This window comes from Kitasatospora sp. NPDC001261 (genome assembly GCF_042896795.1).
Taxonomy (GTDB): Bacteria; Actinomycetota; Actinomycetes; order Streptomycetales; family Streptomycetaceae; genus Kitasatospora.
In genome coordinates this window covers 201,907-216,088 of sequence record NZ_JBIAXP010000015.1, presented here as the reverse complement: position 1 = coordinate 216,088, position 14,182 = coordinate 201,907, and the positions used below count along the sequence as shown (strand labels likewise).

The 14,182-nt window shown below is 73.1% G+C and carries 13 protein-coding genes; 4 read left to right on the top strand and 9 right to left on the bottom strand.

Annotation, left to right across the window (positions count from 1 at the left end):
• Positions 1-35: 35 nt before the first annotated feature.
• The 5 genes from ACFY4B_RS21850 to ACFY4B_RS21830 all read right to left on the bottom strand — a co-directional run bounded on the left by ACFY4B_RS21850 (position 36) and on the right by ACFY4B_RS21830 (position 6,886).
• Positions 36-2,183, bottom strand: a complete 2,148-nt coding sequence (locus ACFY4B_RS21850; RefSeq protein WP_375873232.1) for a 3-hydroxyacyl-CoA dehydrogenase NAD-binding domain-containing protein — start codon at positions 2,181-2,183, stop codon at positions 36-38.
• 2 nt (positions 2,184-2,185) lie between these two features.
• The gene (locus ACFY4B_RS21845) at positions 2,186-3,430 is read right to left on the bottom strand and encodes an acetyl-CoA C-acyltransferase (RefSeq protein ID WP_049651277.1); all 1,245 of its coding nucleotides are present in this window, start codon (positions 3,428-3,430) and stop codon (positions 2,186-2,188) included.
• 269 nt (positions 3,431-3,699) lie between these two features.
• Positions 3,700-4,941, bottom strand: a complete 1,242-nt coding sequence (locus ACFY4B_RS21840) for a ribonuclease D (RefSeq protein WP_049651278.1) — start codon at positions 4,939-4,941, stop codon at positions 3,700-3,702.
• A gap of 245 nt (positions 4,942-5,186) precedes the next feature.
• Entirely contained in the window at positions 5,187-5,903 is a 717-nt protein-coding gene (locus tag ACFY4B_RS21835) for a response regulator transcription factor (protein ID WP_049651279.1), read from the bottom strand.
• A gap of 320 nt (positions 5,904-6,223) precedes the next feature.
• The gene (locus ACFY4B_RS21830; RefSeq protein WP_074005620.1) at positions 6,224-6,886 is read right to left on the bottom strand and encodes a DUF3000 domain-containing protein; all 663 of its coding nucleotides are present in this window, start codon (positions 6,884-6,886) and stop codon (positions 6,224-6,226) included.
• A 235-nt stretch (positions 6,887-7,121) separates the two neighbouring features.
• Between ACFY4B_RS21830 and hemE the strand changes: the two genes are divergently transcribed.
• Positions 7,122-8,135, top strand: coding sequence for a uroporphyrinogen decarboxylase (gene hemE, locus ACFY4B_RS21825; protein WP_234348351.1), 1,014 nt, complete (start codon positions 7,122-7,124; stop codon positions 8,133-8,135).
• Between the two features lie 36 nt (positions 8,136-8,171).
• Here hemE and ACFY4B_RS21820 read toward each other — a convergent pair whose 3' ends face one another.
• Complete coding sequence (locus ACFY4B_RS21820; protein ID WP_049651282.1) at positions 8,172-8,612, bottom strand: DUF523 domain-containing protein; 441 nt, start codon at positions 8,610-8,612, stop codon at positions 8,172-8,174.
• A gap of 55 nt (positions 8,613-8,667) precedes the next feature.
• Here ACFY4B_RS21820 and ACFY4B_RS21815 point away from each other — a divergent pair, with 55 nt between their 5' ends.
• Genes ACFY4B_RS21815 through hemQ form a run of 3 tightly spaced genes read left to right on the top strand, consistent with a single transcriptional unit; the run spans position 8,668 to position 11,454 of the window.
• On the top strand, positions 8,668-9,267 hold the full coding sequence (locus ACFY4B_RS21815; protein WP_117489926.1) for a Uma2 family endonuclease: 600 nt from the start codon (positions 8,668-8,670) through the stop codon (positions 9,265-9,267).
• A 34-nt stretch (positions 9,268-9,301) separates the two neighbouring features.
• Positions 9,302-10,732, top strand: coding sequence for a protoporphyrinogen oxidase (gene hemG / locus ACFY4B_RS21810; RefSeq protein ID WP_387969950.1), 1,431 nt, complete (start codon positions 9,302-9,304; stop codon positions 10,730-10,732).
• Positions 10,729-11,454, top strand: coding sequence for a hydrogen peroxide-dependent heme synthase (gene hemQ, locus ACFY4B_RS21805; RefSeq protein WP_049651284.1), 726 nt, complete (start codon positions 10,729-10,731; stop codon positions 11,452-11,454). Before hemG ends, hemQ begins: the two co-directional genes overlap by 4 nt.
• Positions 11,455-11,506: 52 nt before the next feature.
• Here the strand turns inward: hemQ and ACFY4B_RS21800 are convergent, their stop codons facing one another.
• The 3 genes from ACFY4B_RS21800 to ACFY4B_RS21790 all read right to left on the bottom strand — a co-directional run bounded on the left by ACFY4B_RS21800 (position 11,507) and on the right by ACFY4B_RS21790 (position 14,111).
• Entirely contained in the window at positions 11,507-12,094 is a 588-nt protein-coding gene (locus ACFY4B_RS21800) for a hypothetical protein (RefSeq protein ID WP_387969946.1), read from the bottom strand.
• Between the two features lie 65 nt (positions 12,095-12,159).
• Positions 12,160-12,942 carry a TIGR04222 domain-containing membrane protein gene (locus ACFY4B_RS21795; RefSeq protein WP_074001688.1) on the bottom strand — a complete coding sequence of 261 codons (783 nt, stop codon included), beginning with the start codon at positions 12,940-12,942 and terminating at the stop codon, positions 12,160-12,162.
• Between the two features lie 89 nt (positions 12,943-13,031).
• Complete coding sequence (locus ACFY4B_RS21790) at positions 13,032-14,111, bottom strand: TIGR04222 domain-containing membrane protein (RefSeq protein WP_387969943.1); 1,080 nt, start codon at positions 14,109-14,111, stop codon at positions 13,032-13,034.
• Between the last annotated feature and the right edge of the window lie 71 nt (positions 14,112-14,182).

Here is a 14,182-nt window from a genome sequence, read left to right as displayed (position 1 = left end):
AGGCGGTCACCGGGGCTCCGTGTTCGGGCCCTGCGTTACGCGGGCACCGAGGCCACGCCGGGGGCGAGGAAGGCCTTGCCGTTCACCCGCTCCGAGACGCCCTCACGGTCCAGGTACGGGGTGATCCCGCCCAGGTGGAAGGGCCAGCCGGCACCGGTGATCATGCAGAGGTCGATGTCCTGCGCCTCGGCGACGACACCCTCCTCCAGCATCAGGCCGATCTCCTGCGCCACGGCCTCCAGGGCGCGGGCGCGGACCTGCTCCCCGGTGAGCACCGAGTCGCCGAAGGTCAGCAGCTCCAGCACCTCGGGGTCGAGGACCTGCTGGCCGTCCGTCCAGGTGTAGAAGCCGCGCTTGCCGGCCTTGACCACCTTGGCGAGGTTCTCGGAGACGGTGAACCGCTCCGGGAAGGCGCCGTGCAGGGTCTCCGAGACGTGCAGGGCGATGGCCGGGCCGACCAGCTCCAGCAGCACGATCGGGGACATCGGCAGGCCGAGCGGCTCGACGGCCTTCTCGACGTCGGCGATCGGGGTGCCCTCGTCGATGATGCCCTGGATCTCGCCCATGAAGCGGGTCAGGATCCGGTTCACCACGAACGCGGGGCGGTCCTTGCAGAGCACCGAGGTCTTCTTCAGCTTCTTGGACACCGCGAAGGCGGTGGCCAGCGAGGCGTCGTCCGTCGAGTCGCCGCGGACGATCTCCAGCAGCGGCAGGATCGCGACCGGGTTGAAGAAGTGGAAGCCGACGACCCGCTCGGGGTGCTTCAGCTTCGAGGCCATCTCGGTGACCGACAGCGAGGAGGTGTTGGTCGCCAGCACGCAGGTCGGCGAGACCACGTTCTCCAGGTCCGCGAAGACGGCCTGCTTGACGCCCATCTCCTCGAACACGGCCTCGATGACGAAGTCCGCGTCGCCGAAGGCGGCGGCCTTGTCCAGCGAGCCGGAGACCAGGCCCTTGAGACGGTTGGCCTTGTCCTGGCCGATCCGGCCCTTGCCGAGCAGCTTGTCGATCTCGGCGTGGACGTAGCCGACGCCCTTGTCCACGCGCGCCTGGTCGATGTCGGTGAGGACCACCGGCACCTCCAGACGGCGGGCGAACAGCAGCGCCAGCTGCGAGGCCATCAGACCGGCGCCGACGACGCCGACCTTGGTGACCGGGCGGGCCAGCGACTTGTCCGGCGCGCCGACCGGGCGCTTGGCCCGGCGCTGCACCAGGTTGAAGGCGTAGATGCCGCTGCGCAGCTCGCCGCTCATGATGAGGTCGGCCAGGGCCGCGTCCTCGGCGTCGAAGCCGGCCTGGAGGCTGGCCTTGTCCGCGAGGTCGAAGTCCTTGGCGGCGGCGATGATGTCCAGCGCCCTGTAGGCGGCCGGAGCGGCGCCGTGCACCTTGGCGTCGGCGACCATGCGGCCCCAGAGGACGGCGTCGTCCCAGGCCTTGCCGCGGTCGATCGCCTCGCGCTCGACGACGACGTCGCCCTTGACGACCTTGGCGGCCCAGAGCAGCGACTGCTCCAGGAAGTCGGCCGGCTCGAAGATCGCGTCGGCGATCCCCAGCTCGAACACGTCCTTGCCCTTGAGCTGCTTGTTCTGGTTCATCGAGTTCTCGACGATGACCTTGACGGCCTTACCGGCACCCACCAGGTTCGGCAGGATGGTGCAGCCGCCCCAGCCGGGGACGAGGCCGAGGAAGACCTCGGGCAGCGAGAAGGCCGGGACGCCCGCCGACACCGTGCGGTAGTCGCAGTGCAGGCCGACCTCGACGCCGCCGCCCATCGCCGCGCCGTTGTAGAAGGCGAAGGTGGGGACGGGCAGCGTGGCGATCCGCTGGAAGACGTCGTGGCCGCCCTTGCCGATGGCCAGCGCGTCCGCGTGCTCCTTGAGCAGCTCGACGCCCTTGAGGTCGGCGCCGACCGCGAAGATGAACGGCTTGCCGGTGATCGCGGCGCCGACGATCGTGCCCTCGGCGGCCTCGGCCGCGACCTGGTCCAGCGCCTCGTTCAGCTTGAGCAGCGAGCCCGGGCCGAAGGTGGTCGGCTTGGTGTGGTCGAAGCCGTTGTCCAGGGTGATCAGGGCCAGCCGGCCGGCCTGCAGCGGCAGGTCGAGGTGGCGGACGTGCGCGGTCGTGACGACCTCGCCCGGGAAGAGCTCGGCGCCGCGGGTCAGCAGCTCGGTGGTGTTCGTCATGGTCACTTACCACCCTCGAGCTCGGTGTTCTGGGTCGCTCCGCTCCAGTGCGGGTTCTCCCAGATGATGGTGCCGCCCATGCCGAAGCCGATGCACATCGTGGTGAGGCCGTAGCGGACGTCCGGGCGCTGCTCGAAGCGGCGGGCCAGCTGGTTCATCAGGCGCACGCCGGAGGAGGCCAGCGGGTGGCCGAAGGCGATCGCGCCGCCGTACGGGTTGACCCGCTCGTCGTCGTCCGCGATGCCGTAGTGGTCCAGGAAGGACAGGACCTGGACGGCGAAGGCCTCGTTGATCTCGAAGGCCTGGATGTCGTCGATGGTCAGACCGGCCTTGGCCAGCGCCTTCTCGGTGGCCGGCACCGGGCCGATGCCCATGACCTCGGGCTCGACGCCCGCGAAGGCGAAGGAGACCAGGCGCATCTTGACCGGGAGGCCGAGCTCCTCGGCGACGTCCTCGGCGGCCAGCAGCGAGGCGGTGGCGCCGTCGTTCAGACCGGCCGAGTTGCCCGCGGTGATGTTGCCGTGCGGGCGGAACGGGGTCTTCAGGCCGGCCAGCGACTCCATCGTGGTGCCCGGGCGCAGCGGCTCGTCCACGGTGGCCAGGCCCCAGCCGGTCTCGCCGACCTCGGGGTTGGTGTTGCGGATCGAGATCGGCACCAGGTCGGGCTGGATGTCGCCGTTGGCGTACGCCTTGGCGGCCTTCTCCTGGGAGCGCACGGCGTAGGCGTCGCAGCGCTCCTTGGTCAGGTGCGGGAACCGGTCGTGCAGGTTCTCCGCGGTCATGCCCATGAACAGGGCGGACTCGTCGACCAGCTTCTCGGAGACGAAGCGCGGGTTCGGGTCGACGCCCTCGCCCATCGGGTGGCGGCCCATGTGCTCGACACCGCCGGCCACGACCACGTCGTACGCGCCGAAGGCGATGCCGCCGGCGGTGGTGGTCACGGCGGTCAGCGCGCCGGCGCACATGCGGTCGATCGCGTAGCCGGGGACGGACTTCGGCAGGCCGGACAGCAGGGCGGCGGTGCGCCCGATGGTCAGGCCCTGGTCGCCGATCTGCGTGGTGGCCGCGACGGCGACCTCGTCGATGCGCTCGACGGGCAGGTTCGGGTTACGGCGCACGAGCTCCCGGATGCACTTGACGACGAGGTCGTCGGCGCGCGTCTCGTGGTAGATGCCCTTCGGGCCTGCCTTGCCGAACGGGGTGCGGACGCCATCGACGAAGACGACGTCCCTCGCGGTACGAGGCACGGGGGCTCTCCTCCCAGGGACCAACATGACGATTGGGCGGGCTGCCGCCGTCGAAGACCCGAGCGGCGCCGCATCACCGCCATGCTACCCGCCGGTAACCAACCTGCCCAGGCCCCTCGGAGGGATCCGACCATGTGTCCCCCGACACGTTCCCCGGCCCGTCCGACCAGGAGCGTCGTTCCCGGGTGCGACGGGCAGGTACGACGTACGGGTACGACGAAGGGGATGCCACCCGTACGGATGACATCCCCTTCCACGTGTTGCCGTGATCAGTCCTGGGCCGCGGCCGCGGCGAACGCGGCGGCCACCGCCGGCGCCACCAGGTCCACCTGCCACTGCCGGGCGCCGAACCCGCGCAGGGCGGCGGCCACGGCCTCGGGGCCCGGCTCGGTCGGCGGGTGCCAGCAGACCCGGCGGACGGTGTCCGGGGTCATCAGGTTCTCGGCCGGCACGTGGTACCGCTCGGCCAGCTCGCTGATCGCGGCGCGCGCGCCGGACAGCCGGGCGGCGGCCACCGGGTCCTTCTCGGCCCAGGCCCGCGGCGGCGGCGGTCCGTCGTGCGGCGCGGTGGCCGGCGGCAGCATGTTCTCCGGGATCTCCCGGGCGCGCTGCACGGCCGCCAGCCACTGCTCCAGCTGGCGCCGGTGCACCCGCGGGCCGAAGCCCTGGACGGCCTGCAGGGAGGCGATGTTCAGCGGCATGGCCAGCGCGGCGTTGACGATCGCCGCGTCGGCGAGCACCCGGCCGGGGGAGACGTCGCGGTCCTGCGCCATCCGGTCGCGGACCAGCCACAGCTCGCGCACCACGGCCAGCTGACGGCGGCGGCGGATCTTGTGCAGCTGCGAGGTGCGGCGCCACGGGTCGTTGCGCGGGCCCGGGCGGGGCGCGGCGGCGATCGAGGCGAACTCCTCCATCGCCCAGCCGAGCTTGCCCTGGGCGTCCAGCTCCTGTTCGAGTGCGTCGCGCAGCTCGACCAGCACCTCGACGTCCAGAGCGGCGTAGCGCAGCCACGGCTCGGGCAGCGGGCGGGTGGACCAGTCGACCGCGGAGTGCTCCTTGGACAGGCTCAGTCCGAGCACGTTCTCGGTCATCGGCCCGAGGCCGACCCGGGCGAAGCCGGCGATCCGCCCGGCCAGCTCGGTGTCGAACAGGCGCTGGGGTCTCATGCCGACGTCGGACAGGCAGGGCAGGTCCTGGCTGGCCGCGTGGACGACCCACTCGGCGTCCTCGACGGCCTTGCCGAGCGCACTGAGGTCCGGGCAGGCGATCGGGTCGATCAGGGCGGAGCCGGAACCCGCGCGGCGCAGCTGGATGAGGTAGGCGCGCTGCCCGTAGCGGTAGCCGGAGGCCCGTTCGGCATCGACGGCCACCGGTCCGGTGCCCGCGGCGAAGGCGGCGACGACGGCGCCCAGCGCCTGTTCGTCCGCCACGACGGGCGGGATCCCCTCCCTCGGCTCAAGGAGCGGGACCGGGGCTGCTTCTTCTGGGATGGCTGCTACGGCGTCGGTCACCCCCCAAGGGTACGACGGTCCTCGCGGCCGGGAGTGTTGTCGGACTGGTCAGACTGTTGATCGCCCGGGGGCGGCCCGCCCCGCTCCGGGGCGCGGTTCGCCCGCCGCGGGCCCTCCGGGGGTGACGGGAGTTCGGCGGCGGGAGGTTGACGACGGGAGTTCGACGGCGGGCCCCGGAACAGCGCCGCGGCGGCCGAGGAGGAAACGTTCCTCCTCGGCCGCCGCAGCGGTCCGGAGCGTCCGGCTCAGTGGATGATGCCGGTGCGCAGCGCGACCGCGACCATGCCGGCGCGGTCGCCGGTGCCCAGCTTGCGGGCGATCCGGGCGAGGTGGCTCTTCACGGTGAGCGCCGACAGGCCCATCGCCACGCCGATCGCCTTGTTGGACTGGCCCTCGGCGACCAGCCGCAGCACCTCGACCTCGCGGCCGGAAAGCTCGCGGTAGGCGGCCTGCTGCGCGCCGGGCGCACCAGGGGCTCCGGGGGCGCCCGGCGCTCCGGCCGCGCCCGGCATGCCCGGCATCCCGGGGCGGCGCATCCGGCCGGCCAGCCCGGCGGCGCCGAGCGGCATCCCGGGGCGGCCCGGCATCGCGACGTTCGTCCGGGTGCCGGTCACCACGTATCCCTTGACGCCGCCGGCCAGCGCGCTGCGGACCGCGCCGATGTCGTCGGCGGCGGACAGTGCCAGGCCGTTGGGCCAGCCCGCGGCACGGGTCTCGGCGAGGATGGTCAGCCCGGATCCGTCCGGGAGGTGGACGTCGGCGACGCAGATGTCGCGGGGGGTGGAGACCCGTGGGCGGGCCTCGGCGATGGAGGACACCTCGATCACGTCCCGGACACCGAGGGCCCACAGGTGGCGGGTGACGGTGTTTCGGACACGGGGATCGGCGATGACCACCATGGCGGTGGGCTTGGTCGGCCGGTAGGCGACCACGTTTGCGGGGTGCTCAAGAAGGACCGACACCAGGCCTCCTGCGGGGAGTGGCGGACGGAACCCCGATGGGGGCGGTCGGAGTGTTCCGCGTTGGGAAAGGGTCACAGACTGCTTCGGCAGCATCCGTGCCCGGCTTTAGCGAAAGATCACGATCTAGTGAGTAACAATACGGACAAATCGCGCAAATGATTGATGCGACATGCCTGGTATTCGCACAAAATCGATCAGATTCGGTGCCGATCGGTCGGTATCGACCGGTGAATTGACGCAGAGCGGGTCCGAAGTCACACTCCGTCAGCCCTGGGGGTGGCGTCCGGCCCCCGGGTGCCGCCGGAGCCGCACACCACCCGTCAGTGCGACCGCGGGCGTCGCCGGGCCGGCATCGGGACCACTCCACCGAGTGAAGGAACCTCGGCGGGACCCTGCGGAGCCGGGGCGGCCGGCGGCAGGCCGGCGCTGACACACAGCAGGTCCCCCCAGGCCGCCAGGTGCCGCTCGAAACGGCCGTCGGCCGGGGTCCAGGAGGCCCGGATCTCGATCTCCGTCGAGGACGGGCGGTCCGCCAGACCCCCGAAGTACTGGGAGGAGGCCAGCGTCACCGTGCCGGACGGCTCCGCGAACCCGGCGGCGTGCGCCTGCAGGGAGTCCAGCAGCCAGGCCCAGCCCACCTCGGAGAGCATCGGGTCGCCGGCCATCTCCGGCTCCAGCTCGGCCCGGGTCATCGTGACCACCCGGAACTCCCCGTTCCAGGCCTCCTGCCCGGCCGGGTCGTACAGCAGCACCAGCCGGCCGTCCGCCAGCTCCTCGCCGTCCACCTCGACCGAGGCGGTCACCGCGAACGAGTACGGGGCGAGCCGGCGCGGCGCCGGCGCGGGGGAGAGCTGCACCTCGGGCCGCAACCGGGCCCCGTCCAGGGCCGCCACGGCCGCCCGGAACTCGCTCGGCGCCCCCTCGCGACCCGCTCCGCCACCTGCTCCGCCACCCTGTGCGGGGTGCCCTCCGACCGCTGCCATGTCCCGAAGACTAGGTCGAAGAACGGGGTTATCGCCGCAACTTCTCTCCCAGCGGCGTGCCGGAACGGCAAACCCGGACAGATCTTGGAGGAACCGACGAGACCGGCCGGGAAACCGGGCCCGGCACGCGTGCGAAGATTTGACGGTGAGCGAGACTACGGCAGACAGCACGGCGGCCACCCACGACGGCCCGACCACCCCCGGGCGCCGCGGCGCCGCGCACGACTCGGCGTTCCTGCGCGCCTGCCGGCACGAGCCCGTGCCGCACACCCCGGTGTGGTTCATGCGCCAGGCCGGCCGCTCGCTGCCCGAGTACCTGAAGGTCCGCGAGGGCATCCCCATGCTGGAGTCCTGCATGCGGCCCGAGCTGGTCAAGGAGATCACCCTCCAGCCGGTGCGCCGGCACAAGGTGGACGCCGCGATCTTCTTCAGCGACATCGTGGTGCCGCTCAAGGCCGTCGGCATCGACGTCGACATCAAGCCCGGCATCGGCCCGGTCATCGCCGACCCGATCCGCACCGCCGAGGACCTGAAGCGGCTGCGCCCGCTGGAGCCCGACGACGTCCCCTACATCACCGAGGCCGTCGGCCTGCTGGTGGACGAGCTCGGCGAGACCCCGCTGATCGGCTTCGCCGGCGCGCCGTACACGCTGGCCAGCTACCTGATCGAGGGCGGCCCGTCCAAGAACCACGAGAACACCAAGGCCATGATGTACGGGCAGCCCGAGCTGTGGGCCGCCCTGGTGGACCGGCTCGCGGACATCACCTCGGCCTTCCTCAAGGTGCAGATCGAGGCCGGCGCCTCCGCGGTCCAGCTGTTCGACTCCTGGGTCGGCGCCCTCGCGCCGGACGACTACCGCCGCTCGGTGATGCCGTCCAGCACCAAGGTCTTCGACGCCGTCGCCGGGTACGGCGTGCCGCGGATCCACTTCGGCGTCGGCACCGGCGAGCTGCTCGGCCTGATGGGCCAGGCCGGCGCCGACATCGTCGGCGTCGACTGGCGGGTCCCGCTGAACGTCGCCGCCGAGCGGGTCGGCCAGGGCAAGGGCCTCCAGGGCAACCTCGACCCGGCGGTGCTGTACGCGCCCACCAAGGTCGTCGAGACCAAGGCCCGCGAGGTGCTGCACGCCGCCCAGGCGCTCGGCACCAGCGGCCACATCTTCAACCTCGGCCACGGCGTGCTGCCGTCCATGGACCCGGACGCGCTCAGCCGCCTCGTCGCCTTCGTCCACGAGGCCAGCGCACGCTGACCTCAGGGCGGTGGGCCCCCGGACTCAGGGGGCCCACTACCCGGCCGTGACCTCGATCCCGGCCCGGCGCAGCAGCGCCGCCGTCACCCCGTCACCCGGGCGCAGCTCCCCGGAGAACGTCCCGTCGTACACCTGACCGCAGCCGCAGGACGGGCTGCGCGCCATCAGCACCGCCCGCCGGGCCCCCGCCTCCTCGGCGGCGGACAGCGCCGCCCGGGCACCGGCCAGGAACTCCGCGGTGCAGTCCGCGCCCGTCGCGTCCACCACCCGGGCCCGCCCGTCCAGCACGTCCGCGCCGTCCCCGCCCACGATCTCCGCCGGCGGCCGCGGCGTCGGCAGCCCGCCCGCCCCCTCCGGGCACACCACCACGGCCCGCCCCTCCTCGACCAGCCGCACGGCGCCGTCGGAGGTCTTCGCCCGCCCGTCGTACCGACAGGGAATCCCGGCCAGACACGCACTCACCACGATCGGTTCCATAGCACACAGGTTAAGTGGCGGTCCGCCGTCTCCCCCCACTCGCTATCTTGAGGGCATGAGTGAGCTGCCGGACTGGATGTACGCGCCCAGAGTCGAGGGTTGGATCGCAGACGACCTCGACCACTTGCCGCAGGCGCCGCGGCACACCGAACTGATCGATGGAGCACTGGTCTTCATGATGTCCCCTCAGCGTCCTTGGCACAGTTGGGTCGTATCGGGACTGAACACGGCGCTGGAAGGCCTCGTGCCGGACGGGATGTGGCCAGAGCGTGAGATCGCGATCAAGCTTGACCGGCTCAACCGTCCGGAGCCGGACGTGATGGTCGTGACCGCGGAACCCGACCCCGACCGCACGCGGTATGACCCGGCCGATGTGCTGCTCGTCATCGAGGTCGTGTCGCCGGAGTCCGTGCACCGCGACCGCACGGTCAAGTTCCGCAAGTACGCCGAAGCCGGGATTCCGCACTACTGGATCGTTGAGGATGAGGACGGCCTGCCCGTCGTACACGTCTACGAGCTGGATCAGGCAACCTCTGCCTACGCCTCTGCCGGGATCTTTCGGTCCAAACTGGAGCATCCGGTGCCGTTTCCGGTGGTCATCGATCTCGACCACCTCGTGTCCCGCTGGAAGCGGGCGAAGCGTGCAGCGGATTGAGGGTCCGGTGTAAGGGTCTGCGAGACTGCGGAGCATGTCGGATGCACAGGTCGTCGTCGTCGGTGGTGGGATCGCGGGGCTGGCTGCGGCCGCCTTCCTGAGCGGGGCGGCCGGGGGGCCGGCGCGGGCGCGGGTGACGGTGCTGGAGGCGTCCGGGCGGGTCGGCGGGAAGCTGTGGGGCGGGGAGGTCGGCGGGGTCCGGGTGGACCTCGGGGCCGAGTCGGTGCTGGCCCGGCGGCCGGAGGCGGTGGAGCTGGCGCGGGCGGTCGGGCTCGGCGGGGAGCTGGAGCCGCCGACCACCGCGAAGGCCGCGATCTGGACCCGCGGCGCGCTGCGGCCGCTGCCCGGCGGGCAGGTGATGGGCGTCCCCGGTGACCTGGAGGCGCTGGCCGCCTCCGGGGTGCTGACAGACGAGGGCCTGGAGCGGGCCCGGCACGAGCGGGGCACCGAGGTCGGCGAGGACGTCGCGATCGGCCGCTACGTCGCCGACCGGCTGGGCCAGGAGGTGGTGGACCGGCTGGTCGAGCCGCTGCTCGGCGGCGTCTACGCGGGCCGCGCCGAGGAGATCTCGCTGCGCGCCGCCGTGCCGCAGCTGCTGTCGATCGCGCGTGACGGCGGCTCGCTGGTCGCGGGGGTGCACGAGCTGGCCTCGCGGCCGAAGGTGGTCGGCACCCCGGTGTTCCAGGGCCTGCGCGGCGGTCTCGGTACGCTGCCCGGCGCGGTCGCCGCGGCCTGTGTCCGGGCGGGGGTGGACCTGCGCACCGACGCCCCGGTGGACGAGCTGCGCCGCACCCCCGACGGCTGGCGGGTGGTGACCGGCGGCGAGGTGCTGCACGCGGACGCCGTGGTGCTGGCCGTCCCGGCGCCCGCCGCGGCCCGGCTGCTGCGCGAGGACGCCCCGGCGGCCGCCACCGAGCTGGACGCCGTCGAGTACGCGGGCATGGCCCTGGTCACCCTGGCCTTCCGCCGCGCCGACCTGGCCGAGCCGCCGAGCGGCAGCGGCTTCCTGGTGCCGCCGGTGGACGGGCGGCAGATCAAGGCGTCGACCTTCTCCTCGAACAAGTGGGGCTGGCTGGAGCGCTCCGCGCCGGACGCGTTCCTGCTGCGCACCTCGCTGGGCCGGTACCGCGAGGAGGAGGCGCTGGGGCTGCCGGACGAGGAGCTGGTGGCGCGGTCGCTGGCCGATCTCAGGGAGGCGATCGGGCTGACCGCCCGGCCGTACGACACCTTCGTCTCGCGGTTCTCGGCCGGTCTGCCGCAGTACCCGGTGGGGCACCTGGACCGGGTGGCCCGGGTGCGGGCGGCGGCGGGGCGGGTGGGCAAGCTGGCGCTGTGCGGCGCCGCGTACGACGGGGTGGGCATTCCGGCGTGCATCGGTTCGGCGGCCGCCGCCGCGGCCGCCGTCGACAGACTGCTGACCCCGGCGACCGGGGAAGGTTCCACGGAGAGGACAATGGGCGCATGACTGAGAGCGTTGAGCGGGAGCCGGAGCAGCGGCCCGAGAAGAAGAAGGCGCGCGACCTGAACCAGGTCATCCGCTACACCATGTGGTCGGTGTTCAAGCTCAAGGGCGGCCTGCCCGAGGACCGCACCGCCCTGGCCGCCGAGGTGGACGAGCTGTTCGCGCAGCTGGACGCCAAGGACGTGACCGTGCGCGGTACGTACGACGTCTCCGGTCTGCGCGCGGACGCCGACATCCTGGTCTGGTGGCACGCCGCCGACTCGGACGACCTCCAGGAGGCGTACAACCGCTTCCGCCGCACCGGCCTCGGCCGGCTGCTGGAGCCGGTCTGGTCGAACATGGCGCTGCACCGCCCGGCCGAGTTCAACAAGTCGCACATCCCGGCCTTCCTGGCCGACGAGCGCCCGCGCGACTACGTCTGCGTGTACCCGTTCGTCCGCTCCTACGAGTGGTACCTGCTGCCGGACGCCGAGCGGCGCGCGATGCTCGCCGAGCACGGCCAGATGGCGCGCGGCTACCCGGACGTGCGGGCCAACACGGTGGCCTCGTTCGCGCTCGGCGACTACGAGTGGCTGCTCGCCTTCGAGGCGGACGAGCTGCACCGGATCGTCGACCTGATGCGCGACCTGCGCCCCTCCCGGGCCCGGCTGCACGTCCGCGAGGAGGTGCCGTTCTTCACCGGGCGCCGCAAGCCGGTGAGCGAGCTGCTGAACGGCCTGGTCTGATGAACGGCCTGGTCTGAGCGGCCCACGGCTCCCGGAGGCCGGTTCCCCCGTGTCACACAGGGGAACCGGCCTCTGTGCCGTCGCGGTCCGGTCGCGGACCGGCGAACTCGCGCAGCACGGAGGTGTAGTGGTCGCCGAGGCCGACCCGGGTGACGTCGCGGAGCCGGTACTTGGTCGGCTCCGGGTACCAGCGGGCCTCGGTGTCGACCTCGTGCAGCCGCAGTGAGCGGGGGCGCAGCCCGGTGACGGTGCCGACCCGGCAGACGTCCGGATCCAGGTGTTCGGTGTGCAGGGTGATCAGGCCGTACTCGGCGCAGGCGGCGGTGAGCAGCCCGGGCAGGTCGTCCAGCGGCAGGTCGGCGCCGGGCGGGCGGACCGGCCACAGGCCGCGGCGGCGCAGCGCCCGTACGGTCAGGCCCTCCTCGCCGCCCCGGTCACGGACCTTGCGCAGGTCGGCGGTGCGGACGGCGCTCCAGCCGTCGAGGCGGTGGTCCGTGCAGGTGGCGAGCAGGGTCCAGACCGGGCCGGTGCCGAGGACGAAGCCCTCCAGCCGGTCCGCGCCGGGGAGGGTCCGGTGCAGTCGGACGAGCCGGCCCTCGGCCCGGGCGCGGTCGAGTACGGCGTGGTGGTGCTGGTCCATGGGCGGGAGTCTGCCCTGGTGGGAGGGGTCGGCGCAGCCGGTTTTCCCGGCTGTTGGCCGCGGCCCTAGCCGCGGTGCGGGCGCAGGGCGGCGCGGAGCCGGGCGTCGGGCAGGGCGGCGGGGCCGTTCATGGCGACGGCGGTGAGCAGTTCGCGTTCCTCGTCGTCGGCCAGGCCGCGCTGGCGGGCCGGGCGGACCTCGCGCAGCACCTCCTGCCCGATCGGGGAGGCCCAGCGGGTGTACGGGTAGACGTCGACGCGGGCCATCAGCAGGGTGCCGGAGGTGAGCACCAGCGGCAGCGAGAACCAGGCGAGCGGGGCGAGGGTGTCACCGCCGGTGAAGCCGTCGAGGGCCAGCGAGGCAGCCAGCAGGAGCAGGGACAGCAGCAGCGCGTGCCGGACCTGCCGGATCACCACCACGGTGTTGCGCTGCACCAGGGCCGGGGTGGCCAGGCCGGCCAGGGCGAGCCGGGCGCCGATCTCCAGCACGTTGGGGTGCTCGGCGACCGCCTGGCGCAGCTCGTCGGTGCGGCACTGGCCCTCGGGGCCGACGGTGGCGATGACCGCCCGCTCCAGGCGGCTGCGGCCCCTGGGGTCGACCACGGTGGTCCAGCCGGTGTGCGCCAGGTGGAGCCGTCCGCGGCCGGCCATCAGGACGAGGGCGAGTTCGACCACCCGGCCCGGGCCGCCGGCCAGGTAGGCGGTCTCGTACAGGCCGATGCCCACGGCTTCGGGGGGCCGCAGGCCGTTCTGGTCGGCGAGGGCGTCGGCGGTGGCGGTCATCCGGACCAGTCGGACGCAGGACAGGACAGCCGCGACACAGGCCGGTATGAGGAACAGCAACCACATGGGCTTGTTGTATGCCTGTGCCGACTGCGCGCGGAACGCCTTCCCGGTTCGCGATACCGAACTGTGACTTCCGCCGGGTGCCGCCGGAGTCAGGAGCCGCAGCCGCCACCGCCGCAGCTCGACCCGCAGCTGGAGGACGACGAGGAGCCGCAACTCGACGAGCTGGAGCCGCAGCTGGAGGAGGACGAGGAGCAGCTCGACGAGGAGGACCCGCAGCCGGACGAGCCGCAGCCGGACCCGGAGGAGCCGGAGGAACCGGAGTCGGAGGAGCCGCACCAGGCGGCGGAGCCGCCGTCGGAGCCGGAGGAGCAGGAGGAGGACGACGACGAGGACGAGGACGAGGTCGCGGAGCCGTTCGCGGCGGTGGCCTGCCGGAAGAACTCCTCGTCGTCGGTCGACGCGGCCAGCATCGCGGCCTCCAGCTCCGGCTCCCCCAGCCCGGCGGCGGCCAGGCCGCCGAGCGCGAGCGCGCCCAGCAGCGCGCCGCCGGCCAGCCGCGGCGACACCCCGGCATTGGGCTTCCACGGCCCCTGCATCAGGGACAGCTGGCGCTGCCCGGCCGGGGTGATCCGGCTCTTGACGAGCGGGGTGACGAGCAGCGAGACGACGCCCACGATCAGCAGGATGACCGGGATCCAGAGCTTCGGGCGCTCGTGGCCGGCGGCGCCGTCGTCGAGCAGCGGGGCGGCCACCATGGAGGCCGCCACCAGGAGCAGCGCGAGCCAGAGCAGCCGGCGGGCGGTGCGGGCCCGCCGCAGCCGCTCGGGGCGGCGCATCAGGCCGCGGTCGGCGAGCCGGTCGCCGATCTCCTGGACGGCGGTGGAGCGCATCACGGTGCGGCGCAGCGGGCCGAGCTGACGGCTCCCGGTCGGTCCGACGGCGTCCTGGACCGCCTTGTCGACCGCGTCGTACGGCTTGGCGCCGGTGAGCGTGACCAGGCCGGAGCGGCTGACCACGGCCTGCTCGCTCATGTGCATCCGGACCAGGGCGGTGTCGAACACCCGCGCCGGCCCGCCGGACAGGAACGCGGTGTCGAGCAGCGGCAGGCCGCGGCCGGGCAGGCCCTTGGCGTACCGGACCTGGCCGATGCGCTGCCGGGTCCGGACCGCGTGGACCGCGGCGGCCGCCAGCAGGACGGCCGGGACGATGAAGTAGCTGTTGTGCCACATGGGCGGTTCCCCCCGAGGTGGTGATGGTTCGTCAGGGCCCGGTGGCCCCGCAGTCGCCGACGGCCGGCCGG

Bases quoted from the DNA above. Each gene is read 5' to 3' on its own strand.
- ACFY4B_RS21850 (WP_375873232.1), bottom strand. From the start codon at position 2,183: ATGACGAACACCACCGAGCTGCTGACCCGCGGCGCCGAGCTCTTCCCG.
- ACFY4B_RS21830 (WP_074005620.1), bottom strand. From the start codon at position 6,886: ATGGCAGCGGTCGGAGGGCACCCCGCACAGGGTGGCGGAGCAGGTGGC.
- ACFY4B_RS21820 (WP_049651282.1), bottom strand. From the start codon at position 8,612: ATGGAACCGATCGTGGTGAGTGCGTGTCTGGCCGGGATTCCCTGTCGG.
- ACFY4B_RS21815 (WP_117489926.1), top strand. From the start codon at position 8,668: ATGAGTGAGCTGCCGGACTGGATGTACGCGCCCAGAGTCGAGGGTTGG.
- hemG (WP_387969950.1), top strand. From the start codon at position 9,302: ATGTCGGATGCACAGGTCGTCGTCGTCGGTGGTGGGATCGCGGGGCTG.
- hemQ (WP_049651284.1), top strand. From the start codon at position 10,729: ATGACTGAGAGCGTTGAGCGGGAGCCGGAGCAGCGGCCCGAGAAGAAG.
- ACFY4B_RS21800 (WP_387969946.1), bottom strand. From the start codon at position 12,094: ATGGACCAGCACCACCACGCCGTACTCGACCGCGCCCGGGCCGAGGGC.
- ACFY4B_RS21795 (WP_074001688.1), bottom strand. From the start codon at position 12,942: ATGTGGTTGCTGTTCCTCATACCGGCCTGTGTCGCGGCTGTCCTGTCC.
- ACFY4B_RS21790 (WP_387969943.1), bottom strand. From the start codon at position 14,111: ATGTGGCACAACAGCTACTTCATCGTCCCGGCCGTCCTGCTGGCGGCC.